The organism is Anthropogastromicrobium aceti (genome assembly GCF_020687335.1).
Classification (GTDB): domain Bacteria; phylum Bacillota; class Clostridia; order Lachnospirales; family Lachnospiraceae; genus Anthropogastromicrobium; species Anthropogastromicrobium aceti.
This window is the reverse complement of sequence record NZ_JAJEQN010000001.1, coordinates 1-18,362: the sequence shown is the minus strand read 5'-3', so window position 1 is coordinate 18,362 and position 18,362 is coordinate 1. Positions and strand designations below refer to the sequence as shown.

14 protein-coding genes are annotated in these 18,362 nt (G+C 41.3%); 9 read left to right on the top strand and 5 right to left on the bottom strand.

The window, feature by feature from the left end; all coding sequences use genetic code 11:
• Positions 1 to 25 precede the first annotated feature (25 nt).
• The 3 genes from LKD48_RS00070 (at position 26) to LKD48_RS00060 (ending at position 5,158) form a co-directional block, all read left to right on the top strand.
• Entirely contained in the window at positions 26 to 1,336 is a 1,311-nt protein-coding gene (locus LKD48_RS00070) for a hemolysin family protein (protein ID WP_308730763.1), read from the top strand.
• Positions 1,337 to 1,451: 115 nt separating this feature from the next.
• Positions 1,452 to 3,275: an ABC transporter ATP-binding protein gene (locus tag LKD48_RS00065; protein WP_308730762.1), complete on the top strand. Its 1,824-nt coding sequence runs from the start codon at positions 1,452 to 1,454 to the stop codon at positions 3,273 to 3,275.
• A gap of 59 nt (positions 3,276 to 3,334) precedes the next feature.
• A complete protein-coding gene (locus LKD48_RS00060) occupies positions 3,335 to 5,158 on the top strand; it encodes an ABC transporter ATP-binding protein (RefSeq protein WP_308730761.1) in 1,824 nt (607 codons plus the stop codon).
• Between the two features lies 1 nt (position 5,159).
• Here the strand turns inward: LKD48_RS00060 and ymfI are convergent, their stop codons facing one another.
• The gene (ymfI, locus tag LKD48_RS00055; protein ID WP_308730760.1) at positions 5,160 to 5,888 is read right to left on the bottom strand and encodes an elongation factor P 5-aminopentanone reductase; all 729 of its coding nucleotides are present in this window, start codon (positions 5,886 to 5,888) and stop codon (positions 5,160 to 5,162) included.
• Positions 5,889 to 6,124: 236 nt separating this feature from the next.
• Between ymfI and LKD48_RS00050 the strand changes: the two genes are divergently transcribed.
• The 3 genes from LKD48_RS00050 to LKD48_RS00040 all read left to right on the top strand — a co-directional run bounded on the left by LKD48_RS00050 (position 6,125) and on the right by LKD48_RS00040 (position 11,303).
• A complete protein-coding gene (locus LKD48_RS00050; protein ID WP_308730759.1) occupies positions 6,125 to 8,314 on the top strand; it encodes a C40 family peptidase in 2,190 nt (729 codons plus the stop codon).
• 139 nt (positions 8,315 to 8,453) lie between these two features.
• Positions 8,454 to 9,815 (top strand): Trk system potassium transporter TrkA, encoded by a 1,362-nt coding sequence (gene trkA / locus LKD48_RS00045; protein WP_308730758.1) that lies wholly within the window; start codon positions 8,454 to 8,456, stop codon positions 9,813 to 9,815.
• Positions 9,816 to 9,851: 36 nt separating this feature from the next.
• Entirely contained in the window at positions 9,852 to 11,303 is a 1,452-nt protein-coding gene (locus LKD48_RS00040; protein ID WP_308730757.1) for a TrkH family potassium uptake protein, read from the top strand.
• A gap of 65 nt (positions 11,304 to 11,368) precedes the next feature.
• Here LKD48_RS00040 and asnA read toward each other — a convergent pair whose 3' ends face one another.
• The 3 genes from asnA to proB form a co-directional block, all read right to left on the bottom strand.
• Entirely contained in the window at positions 11,369 to 12,379 is a 1,011-nt protein-coding gene (gene asnA / locus LKD48_RS00035) for an aspartate--ammonia ligase (RefSeq protein ID WP_308730756.1), read from the bottom strand.
• 86 nt (positions 12,380 to 12,465) lie between these two features.
• A complete protein-coding gene (locus LKD48_RS00030; RefSeq protein ID WP_308730755.1) occupies positions 12,466 to 13,716 on the bottom strand; it encodes a glutamate-5-semialdehyde dehydrogenase in 1,251 nt (416 codons plus the stop codon).
• Between the two features lie 20 nt (positions 13,717 to 13,736).
• Positions 13,737 to 14,513 carry a glutamate 5-kinase gene (gene proB, locus LKD48_RS00025; RefSeq protein WP_118612201.1) on the bottom strand — a complete coding sequence of 259 codons (777 nt, stop codon included), beginning with the start codon at positions 14,511 to 14,513 and terminating at the stop codon, positions 13,737 to 13,739.
• Between the two features lie 349 nt (positions 14,514 to 14,862).
• Between proB and LKD48_RS00020 the strand changes: the two genes are divergently transcribed.
• From LKD48_RS00020 to LKD48_RS00010, 3 genes are all read left to right on the top strand, one after another.
• Complete coding sequence (locus tag LKD48_RS00020) at positions 14,863 to 15,033, top strand: transposase (protein ID WP_118612202.1); 171 nt, start codon at positions 14,863 to 14,865, stop codon at positions 15,031 to 15,033.
• Between the two features lie 35 nt (positions 15,034 to 15,068).
• Complete coding sequence (locus tag LKD48_RS00015) at positions 15,069 to 16,655, top strand: zinc ribbon domain-containing protein (RefSeq protein ID WP_308730754.1); 1,587 nt, start codon at positions 15,069 to 15,071, stop codon at positions 16,653 to 16,655.
• Positions 16,656 to 17,020: 365 nt separating this feature from the next.
• Positions 17,021 to 17,854: a formate/nitrite transporter family protein gene (locus LKD48_RS00010; RefSeq protein WP_118616481.1), complete on the top strand. Its 834-nt coding sequence runs from the start codon at positions 17,021 to 17,023 to the stop codon at positions 17,852 to 17,854.
• 61 nt (positions 17,855 to 17,915) lie between these two features.
• On the opposite strand, the gene LKD48_RS00005 is transcribed toward LKD48_RS00010, so the two are convergent.
• Positions 17,916 to 18,257, bottom strand: a complete 342-nt coding sequence (locus tag LKD48_RS00005) for a helix-turn-helix domain-containing protein (RefSeq protein WP_118616482.1) — start codon at positions 18,255 to 18,257, stop codon at positions 17,916 to 17,918.
• Positions 18,258 to 18,362: the final 105 nt, after the last annotated feature.

The window sequence follows — 18,362 nt, the reverse complement described above, 5'->3', positions numbered from 1 at the left end:
TGAGAGTTTCGAAAGGAGGTCTCGCATGATAGGGGCAATTATTCTGCAGGTCATTCTGATCGCACTGAACGCAGTGTTTACGTGTGCAGAAACGGCAATAGTTTCATTAAACGACAATCAATTAGAAGAGATGGCAAAAAAGGATGAAGCAAAAGCAGCGCTTTTATCTGGATTTAAGGCAAAGCAGGAGCGTTTTTTAACAGCTATGCAGCTTGTTTCAATGGCAAGTGTATGCTTAGGAAGTGCATATGCGGCGCTTGTTTTTAGAAAACCGCTGGAAGATTTTATTGGAAAAAGCGGACAGGCAATAAATCCAAATGTATTGGATGGACTTTGTGTCACTGCAATTTCACTTGTATTATGTATTGTAACGATGATTTTTGGACGTATGGTGCCAAAGCGTTTGGCAGCAGAAAAAGAAGAAGAGATGGCAGTTCGTTTTTCTTCTATTGTTTATGTGGTACAGATTGTCTTTTTTCCGCTAATTTGGCTTTTAATTGCCGCGTCACATACGCTTCTTCGTTTATGTGGTGTTGATCCACATCGTCAGACTCAAATTACGGAAGAAGAGATTCGCCTGATGGCAGAGTCTGGAAGTCAGAAGGGAACGATTGATACACAGGAAAATGAATTTATACAAAATGTGTTTGAGTTTAATGATGTTTCTGTCGATGAAATCTGTACGCATCGAAAAGATGTTGTCTGTGTGTATGCCGATGAGAGCCGTGAGGAATGGGAAAAAGTAATCTACGAAAACCGTCATAGCTTCTATGTTGTTTGCGGAGCGGATACTGATGATATTGTTGGTGTGCTCGATGCAAGAGAGTATTTAAGATCAAGAGACCATTCAAGGGAAGCCGTGATGAAAAACTGCGTGCGAAAGCCTTATTTTATTCCTGAAAATATGAAAGCTGCGTCATTGTTTTCAAATATGAAAAAGACAGGAAACTATTTTGCAGTCGCAATTGATGAGTATGGCGGAATGGCAGGAATAGTTACTATGCGAGATTTGCTTGAGCTGATCGTTGGTGAGTGGAAGGAACATGATGAAGAGCCTGAGCCAAGTGATATAGAAAAAATTGGTGATAGCCTGTGGTGCATTCAGGGTGCAGCTTCACTAGATGAGGTTGCAGAGGAACTTGATGTGGAACTTCCGCTTGATGAATATGATACCTTTGGCGGCTATGTGCTTGGTGAACTTTGTTATGTGCCAGATGATGGCACACAAGTTTCTGTTCTTACACCTGATCTTGAAATTATGGTTACTTCAATAAAAGATCACAGAGTAGAAGAGACTACGGTGCGAAAACGTATTGTACAAGAGGAACAAACTTAATTAGAAAAATGATTTCCCATTGAAATCCATATATTCATTCGATATAATGAGAGTACTGATGGCCGTGCATCAGTACTTTTATTAATTTACGAAAAAAGAAAGGGGAGAGATACTTATGGAACAAAATAAGAAAAAAGCCGGCAAGGCAGCGATGATTTTCAGGTTTTTAAAACCATGCCTGCCGCTTATGCTGACAGGTCTTTTCTTTTCAGCAATGATTACTGTCTGTCAGGCATTTATCCCACAGGTTATTCGAATTAGTGTAGATGGTGTCTTAGGAAGTGACTTGTCTAAGATTCCAGAATGGGTGAAAGCCTTTTTATCAGAAGAAACGATTCGTGAAAATCCTGGAAAGATGCTTACGATTGCAGCGCTTGCCGTCATTTTGCTTGCAGCTATAAACATCGCTGCAAACTACTACTCAAAGGTATTTGCAGCAAAGGGTTCAGAAAGCTTTGTAAAGGGCATGAGAGATCAGTTGTATGATCATATTCAGAAGTTACCGTATAGTTGGCATGTAAAGAATCAGACAGGTGATATCATTCAGCGCTGTACATCAGACGTAGATGTTGTGCGAAATTTTGTAACTAATCAGTTGATGGAAGTATTTCGTATTATCTTTTTGATTGTATTCTACATGGTGATCATGTTTTCAATGAATGTTAAAATTTCATTGATCGCTGTGTCCTTTTTTCCGATTGTAATTCTGTACTCTGGATACTTCTTCTCAAAGATTGCACAGCACTTTCAGGAAGCAGATGAGGCAGAGGGAATTTTATCAAGCGTTGTTCAGGAAAACTTAACTGGTGTACGAGTGGTGCGCGCATTTGGAAGAGAATCATTTGAGCGCAAACGTTTCGATGAGAAAAATGAGCGCTTTGCAGGACTGTGGATTTATTTAGGTAAGTTTTTGAGTCTTTATTGGTCGATTGGTGATCTGATTACAGGTATTCAGATTCTTACAGTCATCTGCATGGGTGTGTTATTTACAGTAGATGGCAATCTGACTGTCGGTGAATTTATTGCTTTCGTATCCTACAATTCCAGTATGGCATGGCCAGTCAGAAGTCTGGGACGAATCATATCCGAGATGAGTAAGGCAGGTGTGTCAATTGACCGTATTGCCTATATCCTTGATGAAAAGGAAGAAGATGATCGTCCAGGCGTGACAAAGCCTGCAATAAATAAGGATATTGTATTTGATAATGTGAACTTTAAATATGAAGAGGGAGCCGCTGTCTTAAAGAATGTCAGCTTTACTGTTCCGGCAGGAAAGACATTTGCTATTCTTGGAAATACAGGAAGCGGAAAGAGTACACTTGTACATCTATTAAATCGTCTTTACGATCTGCCTGATGGTTGTGGAAAGATTACTATTGGCGGTGTTGATATTCGCGATATTGATCGTCAGTATTTGAGAAGCCAGATTGGTATGGTGCTTCAAGAGCCATTCTTATATTCAGGAAGCATAAAGGAAAATGTTGGAATAACAAGGGAAAGTTCAGCATTTGATGATATTCGTGAGGCATGTGAGATTGCCTGTGTAGACAGTGCGATTGACAGTTTTACAGACGGTTATGAAACCATTGTTGGAGAGCGTGGCGTAACGCTTTCGGGCGGACAAAAACAGCGAGTTGCGATTGCACGTATGCTTGTAGAACATACACCTGTTATGATTTTTGATGATTCTCTTTCAGCAGTAGATGCACAGACAGATGCCATGATACGTGAGGCATTAAAAAAGAGAATGGCAGGAACAACAGTTATTTTGATTGCACATAGAATCACGACTCTTATGCAGGCAGATTGCATTATGGTACTCGAAGATGGTGCTGTGGCAGAGATGGGAAGCCATGAACAGCTTATGGAGCATCATGGTATTTACCGCAGAATTTATGATATTCAGATGAATACTCAATTAGATGCTGATTCTGTATAAGAAAATTAAAAAGTGTCCGCAAATGTGATGCAGGCACAGAAAGGCAGGATAAAAATAGTATGCAGATTGAAGAAAAAGAATATGACCAGTCGTTTGACTGGCGTATTTGGAAGAAACTGTTTCCATTTATGAAGCCGTTTCGCAAATATATGATTATTGCACTTGTTTTTAATACGTTGTGTGCACTTGTCGATATTGCGCTTCCTTTGTTTCAGCAGTATGCAATTAATCATTTTATCAGCGGCAATACTACAGAAGGAATTGGAAGCTTTGCAGGAACTTATTTAGTTACTATTATATTTCAGACTGTCAGTGTTGTAATTTTTTGCCGCTGTGCTATGGTGATTGAGATGAATATGGCAAAAAATATGAAGAAGGCATGCTTTGATCATCTTCAGCAGTTGTCTTTTTCTTATTATAATACAACACCAGTCGGCTATATTTTGGCAAGAGTAATGAATGATACAGGACGAATCAGTGGTCTGATAGCATGGAATCTTCTTGATATGTTGTGGGCGATGTTTTATGTAGTGGGAATCTTTGGCATTATGCTTGCACTAAACTGGAAGCTGGCACTTTGGATTATGTTAATTGTGCCGGGTCTGGTGCTTCTTACAAGCTTTTTCCAGAAGCGTATCTTAAAATGGAACAGGCAGGTCAGAAAGAAAAATTCAATGATTACAGGTGCATATAATGAAGGAATTACAGGTGCGCAGACATCAAAAGCGCTTGTCATTGAGGAAAAAAACAGCCGTCATTTCAAGGGACTTACTGATGACATGAAAACAGCAGGTGTGAAGGCGGCACGTATGAATGGTCTTTATGTAGCACTTGTTGTATTTTGTGGTTATATTGGTGTGGCACTTGCATTAAAGCAGGGCGGTGAGCTTGTGTTGGCACAGGCTCTTCAGCTTGGTACGTTATCAGCCTTTACCACATACGCTGTCAACATGTTTGAGCCAATTCGAAACATCGCGTCTAACTTGTCAGAGATTGTGGCAGCACAGGCTAATATCGAGCGTGTCACAGGACTTCTTGAGGAAGAACCGCAGATTAAGGATCGTCCTGATGTCATTGAAAAGTATGGCACAGCATTTGAGCAAAAGCGTGAAAATTGGGAGCCAATTAAGGGTGATATTACATTTGAAGATGTGACGTTCCATTACCCAGATGGAAATGAAAATATTTTAGAGCATTTTAACCTTCATGTTCCGGCAGGAACGACAGTTGCCATTGTCGGAGAGACAGGTGCTGGAAAGAGTACACTGGTAAATTTAGCTTGTCGTTTCTTTGAACCGACACAGGGTCGTATTTTAATCGATGGTGTGGATTACAGAGAGCGCAGCCAGTCATGGCTTCACAGCGCGCTTGGTTATGTGCTTCAAAGTCCTCATTTGTTTACAGGAACAATTATGGAAAATATCCGTTATGGAAAGCTAGAAGCTACAGATGAAGAGGTTATTGAGGCAGCAAAGATCGTATCAGCAGATCAGGTAGCAAAGCGTCTTGAAAAGGGATGGCAGACAGATGTTGGAGAGGGTGGAGATTCCATGTCCACCGGAGAAAAACAGCTTATTTCATTTGCAAGAGCTGTGTTGGCAGATCCGGCGATTTTTGTTCTGGATGAAGCAACGTCTTCTATTGATACAGAGACAGAGCAGCTGATTCAGAATGCGATTTCTTATCTTTTAAAGGATCGTACTTCATTTATCATTGCCCATCGCCTCTCGACAATCCGCCAGGCAGATGTAATTCTTGTTGTTAAGGCTGGAAAGATCATCGAGCAGGGAACACACGACGAGCTGATGGCAATGAAGGGCTATTACCATGATCTGTACACACAGCAGTTTAAGGAAGAGATGATGGAAGAATTAGTAAAATAATTTAAATCCATCCGCCATCCATTGTAAGAATTTGACCAGTGAGGTAGTCTGGTGCATCTGCAACCATGCAGATCATCTGGGCTGCCTCTTCTTTTGTACCCTCACGTCCAGCAGGTATTTCATCTGCGAGAGCCTCAGCCTCCTCCTTTGACAGCCAAGCATTCATCGGTGTTTCAATTGCACCAAAAGCGATGGCATTCACCTGAATATTACTAGGAGCTAGTTCTTTAGCGAGAGCTTTTGTAAAACTGTTAATGGCACCCTTGCTTGCAGAGTAGACAGCCTCACAAGAGGCACCTACATTGCCCCATACAGAGGAAATATTTATGATGCGTCCGTGGTGGCGATGTACCATGGATGGGATGACAAGATGACATAAATTCATGACAGAACCGATATTGACATTCATTACACGCTGCCACTCATCAGGTGTCATATCCTGGAAAAGACCGATATGGGAGATTCCGGCATTGTTTATTAAAAGATCAATAGGGCCAAAATGTTCATTTGCCTGTGCTAAAAGTGATTTGCATGCTTCATAGTCTGATACATCAGCGGAAAAGGTCAAAACATCAGCGCCTTTTTCCTTTGCTTTTTTTGCTGTATTTTCTAAGCCTTCCTTATTTTTCATAGAAACAAGAATCAGGCAGTTATCAGTACTTGCAAGAGCCAGCGCAGCAGCCTGTCCAATGCCAGAGGATGCACCTGTAATTAAAATTGTTTTTGACATTATATTTATACCTCATAGAGCTGTTTATATTTTTTCCCAGCAGCAGGAAATCGCTAATTAGTATAGCACAAAGAAATAAAAAGTGCAAAAGGCACAAATAAACTTGCTTGACAAGCGATTTCTATGTGATATAATCAAAATGGAGTTGTAATAATATTGTAACAATTTAACTGATATTATGTTTTTGTACCTGCAGGCAAGATGGCAGGCTACGGGAAGGTACAGGTTTTTGAGATATGAATAAATTATGCAGGAATGCGCTGGCATCCTGTCTGGCTGCGACATTTGCAGTTGGAGGAGGCATTGCAGTACCGGCAGCATCAGGCGCGTCGCTTGAACAGGATACAGCTGTGGCAGGCATGGCGGTTTCTCTCGATAACTACTATGCAAGCAGCCAGACGCCTGAAGCAGATATTATGGATTATATTCGTTATATAGTTGCTTCAGCACAGGAGAAAAAGATCATCCCAGTTTTTACTGTAAATGCGACGACGAAAGAAGATGGTTCCGTTGTATTTGGAACTAGCTTGGTATCAAAGGATGCCAGCGAAAAGGAAGAAGGACTTGTCAGTGTAATGGCAAGCTTAAATGTTAGAAATAAGCCATCTGTATCAAGCAATGTGATCGGATATTTATACAGCAATTGTGTTGTTTCTATTTATGATACTGTTGATAACAGTGAAGGCAGCTGGTATCTGATCAAAAGTGGAGATGTAGAGGGTTATGTGTCATCTGATTATGTATTAACAGGTGCAGCTGCAAAGGCGAGCGATGAGGATCTTACAAACCGTTATGCAAAGGTAAAAGCCAATACAGCGGTTGTTTACAGTTCAGCATCAAGCGGTGCCGATAGTGTTGGCAATGTTTACAAGGATGGTGATTATAAGGTTCTTGCAATTCAGAACGGATTTGTAAAGATTGCAGTTAACGAAGAATTTGCCGGATTTGTTAAAGCAAAGGATGTTTCTTTATATACACGTCATGCAGAGGCAGTAGCAATCACTGATCAGATGGTAAAAAATCAGTTGGACAGCTATCTTGTAGATATTCGCGATGCAGAGGCAATTTTTGAAAAGCGTATGGCAGCAGCAGATTATCAGGCAGCTTACAACGCAAGTACATATGCATATCAGCTTTGGGAATATTACATAAATGATGCTTCTAACGCAGGTTATGCAGACTTAGTAACAACAGCAAAGAGCGAGCAGAAAAAGACAGCCGACATGGTAGCGCGTGCGACAGCAGCGTTAAATGGTGAGACAGTTGCAGAGACGTCAACGGAGGTACCTACTACTACTACGACAGTGGCAGCTACGTCTGCTGAGGAAACGACAACAAGCTCACAGGCACAGACTTCATCAAGCGAAGCAGAAGAAACGCAGCCAGATCAGACAGAGTCGACAGCACCAACTACAGTAGAAGATACCACGACTACGACAGCTGAGCAGACAACACCAACTACAGTAGAGGATACCACGACTACGACAGCTGAGCAGACAACGCCGACTACAGTAGAGGATACCACAACTACAACAGCTGATAATACTACTCCTTCAGAGACTGTAAAAGCAATTCAGGGTATTGAGGCATTTTATACTGGAAGCAGTAAGACAGAAGGACAGGTACTCAGTGCAAGTGAGCTGTATATTGTTGTTACTTACACAGATGGAACAACACAGACAGTAACAGAAGGCTTAAGCTGTGAGCAGGTTGGCATGATGTTAAGTGCAGGCTGGAACACTGTTACTGTAAGCTATCAGGGATTCTCTTCTTCATTTGATTTAAATGTGGCAACAGTTGAGGCTTCTTCAGAAACACAGCCGTCAGATGTTCCATCATCAGAGACAGTACCTGATGAGACAACCACTACAGTTGAAGAAACTGCTCCATCATCAGAGGCAGAGACAACCACCACAGTTGAGGAAACAGTTCCATCATCAGAGACAGAGACAACCACCACAACAGCGGCAGAAACTACTACCACAACAGTTGAAGCGACAACAACAACAGCGGCAGAGACTACTACCACACAGGAAATTACAACTCCATCAAACAATTCAACACCGCTTCGTGATTCAATTGTTAATTATGCATTAGGCTGGGTAGGTCAGTGCAATTATGTATACGGCGGCACCGATCTTTCTATTGGCGGTTCCGTAGACTGCTCTGGATTTACTATGCAGGTATACAGCAGAGTGGCAGGCGTAAGCCTTCCGCATCACTCAATGTCACAGATGAATTGTGGTTCTGCTATCACTTACGATCAGCTTAGACCAGGTGATCTTGTATTTTACAATAATCCGAACCATGTGGCAATTTACATCGGTAACGGTGCAATTGTTCATGCAGGTTCACCAGAGACTGGAATTAATATAACATCTGTATTCTTTAAGACACCGATAGGATATCGTACATATTTGCCGTAAAGAATACTAAAGTAAGGCGACACCCGAAAGGGTGTCGTTTTTATTTATAGAGAGAATATCCTTGCACTTTTTTATATTTGTGTTATCATAATATAATGATTAATTGTATGTCATTATTCGAACATGAAAGGTGAAGGGTATGAAAATAATAATTGCGGGCGTCGGAAAGGTTGGATCAACGCTGACTAGGCAGCTGAGCGCCTCAGGTTATGATATTACGCTTATTGATGTAAAGCAGCAGGTATTGGAAGCAAACGTAGAAAAATATGATGTAATGGCTGTTTTAGGAAATTGTGCCACTATGGAGACATTGCTTCAGGCAGGTGTAAACGATGCGGATCTTTTAATTGCAATGACTGGTGCAGATGAGTTAAATCTTCTGTGCAGCATGACTGCTCATGGAATCAATCCAAACATCCATACAATTGCAAGAATCTGTAATCCTGATTATACAGATCAGGTTTACAAAATGCAGAAAACATTTGCGCTGTCATTGACAGTAAATCCGGAAAAGCAGGCTGCAATCGAGATTGAACGACTGCTTAAATTTCCAGGCTTCTTAAAGAGAGACAGCTTTGCAAAGGGAAGAGTAGAGATCGTAGAGCTGCGTGTTGATGAAAGAAGCCGTTTGAGCAATGTTGCTCTTAGCGAATTGAATCGTGTAATAAAGTGCCGTGTTCTTGTATGTGCCGTGCTTAGAAGAGGTGATGTTGTAGCACCGGATGGAAGCTTTGTGCTTAGAGAGGGCGACAGAATCTTTGTTACGGCATCAACAGAAAGCTTGGCGACACTTCTTGATAATCTTGGAATTATAACAAAAAAGGTCAATCATGTTATGATCTGCGGCGGCGGACGTGTAAGCTATTATCTTGCTCAGCAGCTTGAAAAAGATGGCATGACGGTACGTTTGATCGAGAAGGATCCAAAGCATTGTGAGGAACTTGCAGCGCTTCTTCCTAAAACAGAGATTATCAATGATGATGCGAGCAATACATTTGTGCTGAAGCGTGAAAATCTTGAAAGCTGTGATGCACTTGTCACGGCAACTGGTATGGACGAGTTAAATATGATTATTTCTCTGTATGGAACTAAGCATGGTGTATCTCAGGTTATCACAAAGCTTGGTCATATGGAAAATGGCAGCATGATTGATCAGCTTCCGATTGGAAGTACGATCTGGCCGAAGGATCTTTGCTGTAACGGTATTGTGCGTTATATACGTGCAATGCACAATCAGACAGGAGCAGCCGTATCAGTTCATTCCATAGCAGATGGAAAGGCAGAGGCAATTGAGTTTCATGTTGAAGAGAAAAAGCCGTATTGTGATAAACCGTTAAAGAACATGAAAGTGAAGCAAAATATTCTTGTAGCCTGTATTACACACGGCGGCGTTACAGAGCTTCCAGGAGGAGATTCTGTTATTCGAGAGGGTGATACAGTTGTTGTTGTCACAACAAGAAATGATATTATCTATAAGCTTGACGATATTTTTGAAGCATAACAAATACAGTTTCTGCAAAAAAGGAGTTTTTTAATTATGAACTATAAAATGATGGGGCGGCTGATTGCGCAGATTCTGTTGGCGGAGGCGGCATTTATGGTGCCGGCACTGATTATAAGTCTGGTTGGTCAGGATAGTCAGGCAATTTTAGGATTTGCTTTAAGTATCCTTGTGATTTTAGCAGTGGCAGGCATGCTTATGTTTTTTGCAAGAAAAGCCAAAAAAGGCTTTTATGCAAGAGAAGGTATGGTTTGTGTCGGACTCGCGTGGATTGTAATGAGTCTTTTGGGCTGTCTTCCATTTTGGATTTCACGTGAAATTTCGTCTTATCTTGATGGATTATTTGAGATCGTATCTGGTTTTACGACAACAGGTGCATCTATTTTATCGAATGTAGAAGGTCTTTCAAATGGAATGCTTTACTGGAGAAGCTTTAGCCACTGGGTTGGCGGTATGGGTGTTCTTGTATTTTTACTTGCAGTTGTTCCTGTCAGCGGCCGAAATGATGGTTTTACAATGCATCTGCTTCGAGCAGAGAGCCCGGGACCTAATGTTGCAAAGCTTGTTCCAAGAATCAGAAGCACAGCCGGAATTTTATATATTTTGTACATTGTATTGACAGTAATAGATTTCCTGCTTTTGATTGTTGGAAAAATGCCTGTATTAGAGGCTGTGTGTACAGCATTTGGAACAGCCGGAACTGGTGGATTTGGTGTAAAAAATGATAGTATGGCAAGCTACAGTCCATATATTCAAAATGTATGTACAGTGTTCATGCTGCTGTTCGGTGTGAATTTTAGCTGCTATTATCTTTTGATAATGAAGCAGGTAAAGAGTGTATATAAAGATGAGGAACTTCGTCTTTATGTTGGAATGGTACTGGGCAGTGTGCTTTTGATTGTGATTAACCTGAGAGGCTTTTATGGAACACTTGAAGAGACAATACGCCACGCATTTTTCCAGGTGGCCAGTATTGTGACGACTACAGGTTTTGCTACCACAGACTTTGATTTGTGGCCAGGTTTTTCAAAGTCAATCCTATTATGTCTGATGGTAGTGGGTGCCTGTGCAGGAAGTACAGGCGGAGGCTTTAAGTGCGGAAGACTTTTGCTTGTCTTTAAGAGTCTTAGAAGAAACATCCAGAAAATGCTTCGTCCGCAGCGAATCCAGGCAGTGCGCAGCAACAAGCAGGTCGTATCAGAGAAGGTGCTTGAAAATACAAACGCCTATCTTGCTGCATATGTACTTATTATTATGTTTAGTCTGCTAGTTATTTCAATAGATGGTTTTTCTGTTGAAACTAATTTTTCAGCCGTACTTGCCTGCTTTAATAATATCGGACCAGGTCTTGAATTAGTAGGCCCGACATGTAACTTCTCAATTTATGGTCCGCTGGCAAAAATTGTACTAATTTTTGATATGCTGGCTGGACGATTGGAAATTTTCCCAATTTTGATTCTTTTGTCACGCGATACGTGGAGACGCTGATAAATATTAGTGACGAGAAATATAAAAAAGTGCCGTGGATGTCCATGGCACTTTTTTGATATGCATTAAAGCAATGTAATATTGTGCTTTTTTGCTTCCTTTCTGATATCAGCCGGCCAGATAGAGGACTGAACCTCACCGATGTGGGCACGGCGAAGGAAGAACATACAGATACGAGACTGACCAATACCGCCGCCAATAGTGTAAGGAAGTTCTTTATTTAGTATTGCCTTTTGGAAAGCAAGGTTGGCGCGCTCTGGGCAGCCAGCCTTCTCAAGCTGAGTGCGAAGAGAGTTCTCATCAACACGGATACCCATGGAGGAAAGCTCAAGAGCAATATCAAGAACTGGATAGTAGACAAGAATATCGGCGTTGAGTGCCCAGTCATCATAATCTGGTGCACGTCCGTCATGCGGCTCGCCATTTCCAAGCTTATCACCAATCTGCATCAGGCAGACAGCCTTTTTTTCTTTCGTGATCAGATATTCACGCTCCTTTGGAGTCTTGTCCGGGTACATGTCAAGTAGCTCCTGAGAAGTAATAAAGAAAATTTCCTTAGGAAGAATTTCTTCTATGTAATCATACTGGATTGCCATGTACATTTCTGTCTTTCTAAGTGTCTTGTATACATCACGGACAACGGACTTTAAAGTGTCGAGTGTTCGATCGTCTTTTGAGATGATTTTTTCCCAGTCCCACTGGTCAACAAAGATGGAGTGGATATTATCTGTAGTCTCATCACGGCGAATTGCGTTCATATCGGTGTAAAGACCTTCACCATTTGAGAAGCCATATTCCTTTAAAGCATAGCGCTTCCACTTTGCGAGAGAGTGTACAACCTCAGCATTAAAACCACTTTGCTCCTTAATGTCAAATGATACAGGGCGTTCAACACCATTTAAGTTGTCATTTAAGCCGGAAGCCGGATCAACAAACAGCGGTGCTGATACGCGAAGCAAATTTAGCTGTTTTGCGAGCAGATCCTGAAAGAAATCTTTGACTGTTTTGATGGCAATCTGTGTATCATGCAGATTTAAAGCTGGTTCATAGCCCTCTGGGATAATTAAGTGTTCCATAATTCCTCCAAGTAGATTTATTTAAACGGACATCAGATAATAGCTGCAGCCGTCTAGAAGTATGTTAAGATAGTGTGATGCTTTTGTCAACGGGTCTGTCCATTTCCAGTGATAACATATTTGTAAGCTGTCAGCTCACGAAGTCCCATTGGACCGCGCGCGTGAAGCTTCTGTGTTGAAATTCCCATTTCACAGCCAAGACCAAACTCACCTCCGTCAGTAAAGCGAGTTGATGCATTGACATATACGGCAGCACTGTCCACAAGAGTTGTAAATAGAGCAGCAGTCTGTTCATTCTGTGTGATGATTGATTCGCTGTGATGAGTAGAGTGGGAAGCAATATGTGAAATTGCTTCGTTCACATCACTTACGACATGCACAGCGAGAATATAATCGAGAAATTCCGTATCAAAATCATTCTCATCTGCAGGAGTACCATCAATAATTGAAAGAGCTTCTTTATCAAGGAGAAGCTTAGCAGGATGTTCGCGAGATGGGTCACACAAGCTTTTTTGCAGCATATGAAGAAATTTCTTTGCCACATCACGGTGCACAAGACAAACCTCGGCAGCATTGCACACAGAAGGACGGCTCATTTTTGCATTTTCAACTATTCGCAGTGCCATGGAAAGGTCAGCATCCTTATCCACATAGATATGACAGATTCCAGTGCCTGTCTGAATACAAGGAACAAGCGCCTGCTCTACACATGCTTTTATAAGTCCTGCACCGCCGCGCGGAATCAAAAGATCAATAAAACCAACGGCACGCATTAAGTCAAGTGCACTTTTTCGGCTTGTATCCTCAATCAGGTTTATGACCTTTTCATTTATGCCACAGCTATGAAGACCTTTTTTAAGTGCATTGACAATTGAAAATGCACTGTGAAAGGCTTCCTTTCCTGTGCGAAGTACGCAGACATTTCCAGATTTTAAAGCTAGAGCAGCAGCATCCGATGTAACATTTGGGCGGCTTTCGTAAATAATAGCGATAACACCCATTGGTACAGAGACTTTTTGAATATGAAGTCCGTTTGGGCGCGTTTCATCAGAAAGAATGCGGCCAACAGGATCAGGCAGTGCAGCGACAGCACGAATACCGTCTGCCATAGCGCGTATGCGTGATTCATCAAGCTTAAGCCGGTCGAGCATGACAGAAGATATAGTGTCTTTTGCTGCGTCCATATCTTTTTTATTTTCACAAAGAATAGAAGAAGTGTCAGCAATTAGTGCATCAGCCATAGCAAGAAGCGCTTTATTTTTTTCTTCACTTTTCAAAACCGCCAGAGAAGAAACAGCTGCTTTGGCCTCTCGTAAAATACACTTTGTTTCTTTCATAATGCGTTTAGTCCTTTCTTTTAAAGCATTTTTTTCTGCGCAAGAAAACGTGTTCCAGCTTGTTTTCCATCTGCGATGTCATATAAGATAACAGGGTCAGCTCCGTTTGCAATAACCATATCAATGCCATTTTCTGTTGCAATCTGTGCAGCCTGAATTTTTGTAGTCATGCCGCCAGTTCCAAGATTTGTGCCTGCACCAGAAGTCATAGCTTTAATTTCAGGTGTGATTTCACAAACAGTAGGAATAAGAGTGGCAGAAGGATCCTTTCTTGGATCAGCTGTAAAAAGGCCGTCAATATCAGAAAGAAGCACGAGTAAATCAGCGTGAACAGTGCTTGCTACAATTGCGCTAAGCGTATCGTTGTCACCAATCACAATCTCAGCAGTAGAGATTGTATCATTTTCATTGATAATTGGAATTGCGCCAAGAGAAAGCAGACGCTCCATTGTATTTTCCACATTTTGCCGTCTGTCATCGTGCTCAATATCTTCACTAGTTAAAAGAATTTGGGCAACTGTGTGATTATATTCACCAAAAAGCTTATCATATGTATACATAAGCTCACACTGACCTACAGCTGCTGCTGCCTGCTTTGTCGGCATATCAGACGGTCGCTCCTTTAATGAAAGCTTGCCGGCACCCATACCAATGGCACCAGATGAGACCATGACAATTTCATGTCCGGCATTTTTTAAATCACTGATTACCTTGCAGAGCACCTCTGTACGTCGTATATTAAGTCGTCCGGTGTGATGAGCAAGAGTGGAAGTACCAATTTTTATGACAATACGCATAGTGAAAACCATACCTTTCTGCTTTTGAAGTTGATTTTAATGTAACTATTTAGAAATCATAGCTACATTTTACTTTAGGAATCTGGCGTGGGAATCCACGGCCATTCAATGACCGAGATGAAAGCACCGCTTGCTTTTATCATACCATAAATCTGCCGAAGGCGTAAAGCTTTTTGTGTTCCAAAAAGCGAAACTGTCTTCGGCAGAGAAATATAGGGAAGATTCGGGTGGCAGTCTACAGAGAAAACAATACTGTATGTATAATATATTCCAACTATTTGTTGACTATATGTATACTATATGATATAATATATGTGAAAAAGATAGCCTGAAACATGCACGTACCTGCATGTATAACATCAATTATCATATTGTTTGTTCGGTAAAATACCGCAGAAAGATGTACGAAAAGTTTCCAGACTTACGTCAACAGCAGTGGAAAGGAGAGCTTTGGAACCATTCTTACTACCTTGAAACAATTGGCGACATCTCAGAAGAGACTATCCGTAAGTATATGTAACATCAGTCAAAACAGTATTAACGAAAGGAGGGGCTATGCCAAAAGCAAAAAAGAAAAAGAACAGTTCATTTCAGACCACTATTACAAAGAGTGTTTTTCTGTATGGTCGGCCGAATAAGGAAAAGCTTGTTATTTTACAGCAGATGCAAAACTCGTATACTGCTCTCATCAATCGTGACATTGATCTGTTGGAAAAGAATCCTGATATCGTACTTCAACTGGTAAAGAATGATAAGAAAGATCCCCAAATGCGAAAGCTTGAAAAAGCCATTCGTCCGGAAGGAATCAATTCCGCATTTTGCCAGAATGCATTCGATGCGGCAGTAGTGCAGGTATCGGGTCGTTTGAATAATATCCGACTGGATCTTTTGTCAGAAGGTAGGGGGATATTTGCACAGTCAAAAGTATTGTTTGCGATGTCTGTCATGGGATGCTCAAAGCAAAAGATGGAAGAAACAATGCGACAGATAGAAGGCATGTTTTATGAGGACTGCACAAAAACACTTCATGAAATGTCGGAAAAGGAATTTTCTGATCTGCAGCTGGAGTTTCAGGAGCGATATGCAACAAAATCATTGGAGTATCGTGTTCCAAAGCTTCGTTTCGTATCAGTTCCATTGGACTTACGCTTAATGAAGATCGAACAATCAACAGATACCAAAATGCCCTATGTAATCATTATTACAAATCCATTAAAAACAAGACAGCGAATCACGATCCCGCTTGATACCAGCGGCCATTTTTTACATAAGATTCAGAATAACAAGATGGCAGGAATGGTTCTGATGCAGATACGAAAGGGAAACCTTCGAATTGGCTGGTCCTATGATTCAACAAGACAGCAGCCTGCAACAACGAATTGTATTGGAGTGGATACCGGAATCTCGGACTGTTTTCATACATCTGACGGAAGGGCAATCGGTTCCATGAGTCCGGTAATTGACTTTTATCATGAAGAGGTAGAGCCTGCCTTTGCAGAGCTTGCGAGCCTTCGAAACAAGAAACGAAAAATTAAGCACTTTTTGAGAAAACATGATCTGCCAGAGGATGTGAGACGTTCTCTCATCAAAAAGATGGATCGCCTGGAACGAATGATTCAAACGGCAAAAGCACCATATCGTAAAAAACGCTGCTACTATGCACGGCTGGATCACGAGATCAAGAAATCAGTCACAACCTATGTGGACAGCATTTCCAAAGATACACTGACTGCGATTGAAAAGTTGGATATTAAGGAATTTAATAAGAGCCGTAAGGTTAATGGAATGTTTTCAACATTTGCCAGGGGAAAGCTTCAAAGAAAGCTGATGGAAGCACTGAATCAAAAAGGATGTGACTTTTTCGAGGTAGCACCTGATTTTACAAGTCAGGTATGCCCGGTATGCAGCAATATGAATGCAGAAAACCGACACTCAAAAGGATTCTGCTGTACCAGCTGCGGGTATCATGATGATGCAGACCACGTTGGTGCTGTCAATATCAGAAACCGGGCAGGTGATAGAGAAATACTGGAATTGTGTAAGGAACACCAATACAGTCACAAGAATTTACAGAATGCGATTCGAATCGTATATGAAAAACGGCATGTCGCATATAAAACAAAACAAGCAGCATCTGCATGAAAGCAGACGGGACCCTGTAACATCTTACATGATGCTGTAGGATCTCATCTGTGACTAGAGCAGAACATATCAACAACCACCGTCTTCTTACGGCATGACTGTAAGATGGACTGTCCGGAGAGGATCAGCCTGTGTTATTCGTATTGTGTAACGTGGACTTATTTTCAAAGGGCGGAAATTGAATGTCCGGTATTCAAGGGAAACTTTGGATGCTTGGCCATTCTATGACCGAGTTGTTGACTATAGCACAGTTGAAAAGGATATGTCATTAAAAATTTGCTGTTCAATCAAAAAAAATTGTGATATAATGGAAAAGATGGCGGGAAATCCCGACTGGAATAAAAAAGACAGGTGGATATTTTACTATGGAAGGCTTTTTATCTGTAAAAGAAGCAACGAAAAGCTATGCACAGGGATGCAAAGCAAAGGCAGCTACACCGATTGGCAAGCTGTTTGGAAAAGCAATGTTAGCTGGAATGATGATTGGAATGGGTGCAGCAGCGAGCAGCGTGGCAGCACATTCTGTTGCAAATGTAGGACTTGCGAGACTTACTGCGGCAGTCGTATTCCCAGTAGGTTTGATGATGGTAATTCTGCTGGGGGCAGAGCTGTTTACTGGTGACTGTTTAATGGCACTTGGTGTTGCCGAAAAACATATTTCTGTGGCAGACTGCATTCGTGTTTTGGTACTTGTATTTCTTGGAAATTTTGCAGGAGCACTGATTTTTACAGCACTAGTTTACTGCAGCGGTCAGCTTGATTATTCAGCAGGCGGACTTGGTGCTTATACAATTAAGGTGGCATATGGAAAAGCAACACTGCCATTTGGTAAGGCATTTACATCTGGCATTCTTTGTAATATTTTAGTTTGCGCAGCTGTTTTGATGGCAATTTGCGCAAAAGATATCAGCGGAAAGCTGCTTGTATCTTTCTTTGTAATCATGCTGTTTGTAACAGCAGGCTTTGAGCACTGCGTTGCTAATATGTATTACATAACAGCAGGTCTGTTTTGCAAGATGAATCCAGACTACGTAAATAAAGCAATGGAACTGTATGGCTACACAGAAGCACAGTTATCACAGTTAAGCTGGGGAAGCTTTCTGGTGAAAAATCTTATTCCGGTTACACTTGGAAATATAGTTGGTGGAATTTGTTGTATTGGACTTCCGCTTTTATATTTAAACCGCGAAAAAAAATAAAACAAGTAATATTAAGAGTCACGCTAAACTTTCGCGTGACTCTTTTTTTGAAAATTAGAATTTATTGTATTTGGTGCAGCTGTGCCATATTTTGGAGAATTGCAAGAAGCCGCTTTTGTGTGCGCGGTGTCTGCTCTAAAATCAAGTTATAGCATTCATTTGCAGCAGTCTCCTGTGAAGCCATTCCAGGTGTAATATATTCAACAAAACGCTCAATCGGTACATTAAGTGCGTAAGAAACACTTTCAAGTGTTGCTATCGTCGCATTTCGTTCACCGCGCTCAAGCTGACCGATATAGGTAAGATGAAGCCCAGAGCGCTTGGCAAGATCTTTACGGCTCATGTGCTTTGATGTTCGAATGGCATAAATTCGTTTTCCAACAGCTTCGGCAATATCAGACATAGTCAATCTCCTTGTTTTTAATTTTGCTTTTTGTAACTATTCAGAGCCATGCAAAATTGCTTTCTGTGAATGCTTGCATTCAGACAGAATAGCAATTTTATATGG

Excerpts from the sequence above, each read along its gene's own strand:
- LKD48_RS00010 (WP_118616481.1), top strand. The coding sequence starts at position 17,021 with ATGGAAGGCTTTTTATCTGTAAAAGAAGCAACGAAAAGCTATGCACAG.
- LKD48_RS00040 (WP_308730757.1), top strand. The coding sequence starts at position 9,852 with ATGAACTATAAAATGATGGGGCGGCTGATTGCGCAGATTCTGTTGGCG.
- LKD48_RS00015 (WP_308730754.1), top strand. The coding sequence starts at position 15,069 with ATGCCAAAAGCAAAAAAGAAAAAGAACAGTTCATTTCAGACCACTATT.
- ymfI (WP_308730760.1), bottom strand. The coding sequence starts at position 5,888 with ATGTCAAAAACAATTTTAATTACAGGTGCATCCTCTGGCATTGGACAG.
- LKD48_RS00050 (WP_308730759.1), top strand. The coding sequence starts at position 6,125 with ATGAATAAATTATGCAGGAATGCGCTGGCATCCTGTCTGGCTGCGACA.
- LKD48_RS00005 (WP_118616482.1), bottom strand. The coding sequence starts at position 18,257 with ATGTCTGATATTGCCGAAGCTGTTGGAAAACGAATTTATGCCATTCGA.
- LKD48_RS00070 (WP_308730763.1), top strand. The coding sequence starts at position 26 with ATGATAGGGGCAATTATTCTGCAGGTCATTCTGATCGCACTGAACGCA.
- LKD48_RS00065 (WP_308730762.1), top strand. The coding sequence starts at position 1,452 with ATGGAACAAAATAAGAAAAAAGCCGGCAAGGCAGCGATGATTTTCAGG.
- LKD48_RS00020 (WP_118612202.1), top strand. The coding sequence starts at position 14,863 with ATGTATAACATCAATTATCATATTGTTTGTTCGGTAAAATACCGCAGA.
- trkA (WP_308730758.1), top strand. The coding sequence starts at position 8,454 with ATGAAAATAATAATTGCGGGCGTCGGAAAGGTTGGATCAACGCTGACT.
- asnA (WP_308730756.1), bottom strand. The coding sequence starts at position 12,379 with ATGGAACACTTAATTATCCCAGAGGGCTATGAACCAGCTTTAAATCTG.
- LKD48_RS00060 (WP_308730761.1), top strand. The coding sequence starts at position 3,335 with ATGCAGATTGAAGAAAAAGAATATGACCAGTCGTTTGACTGGCGTATT.
- LKD48_RS00030 (WP_308730755.1), bottom strand. The coding sequence starts at position 13,716 with ATGAAAGAAACAAAGTGTATTTTACGAGAGGCCAAAGCAGCTGTTTCT.
- proB (WP_118612201.1), bottom strand. The coding sequence starts at position 14,513 with ATGCGTATTGTCATAAAAATTGGTACTTCCACTCTTGCTCATCACACC.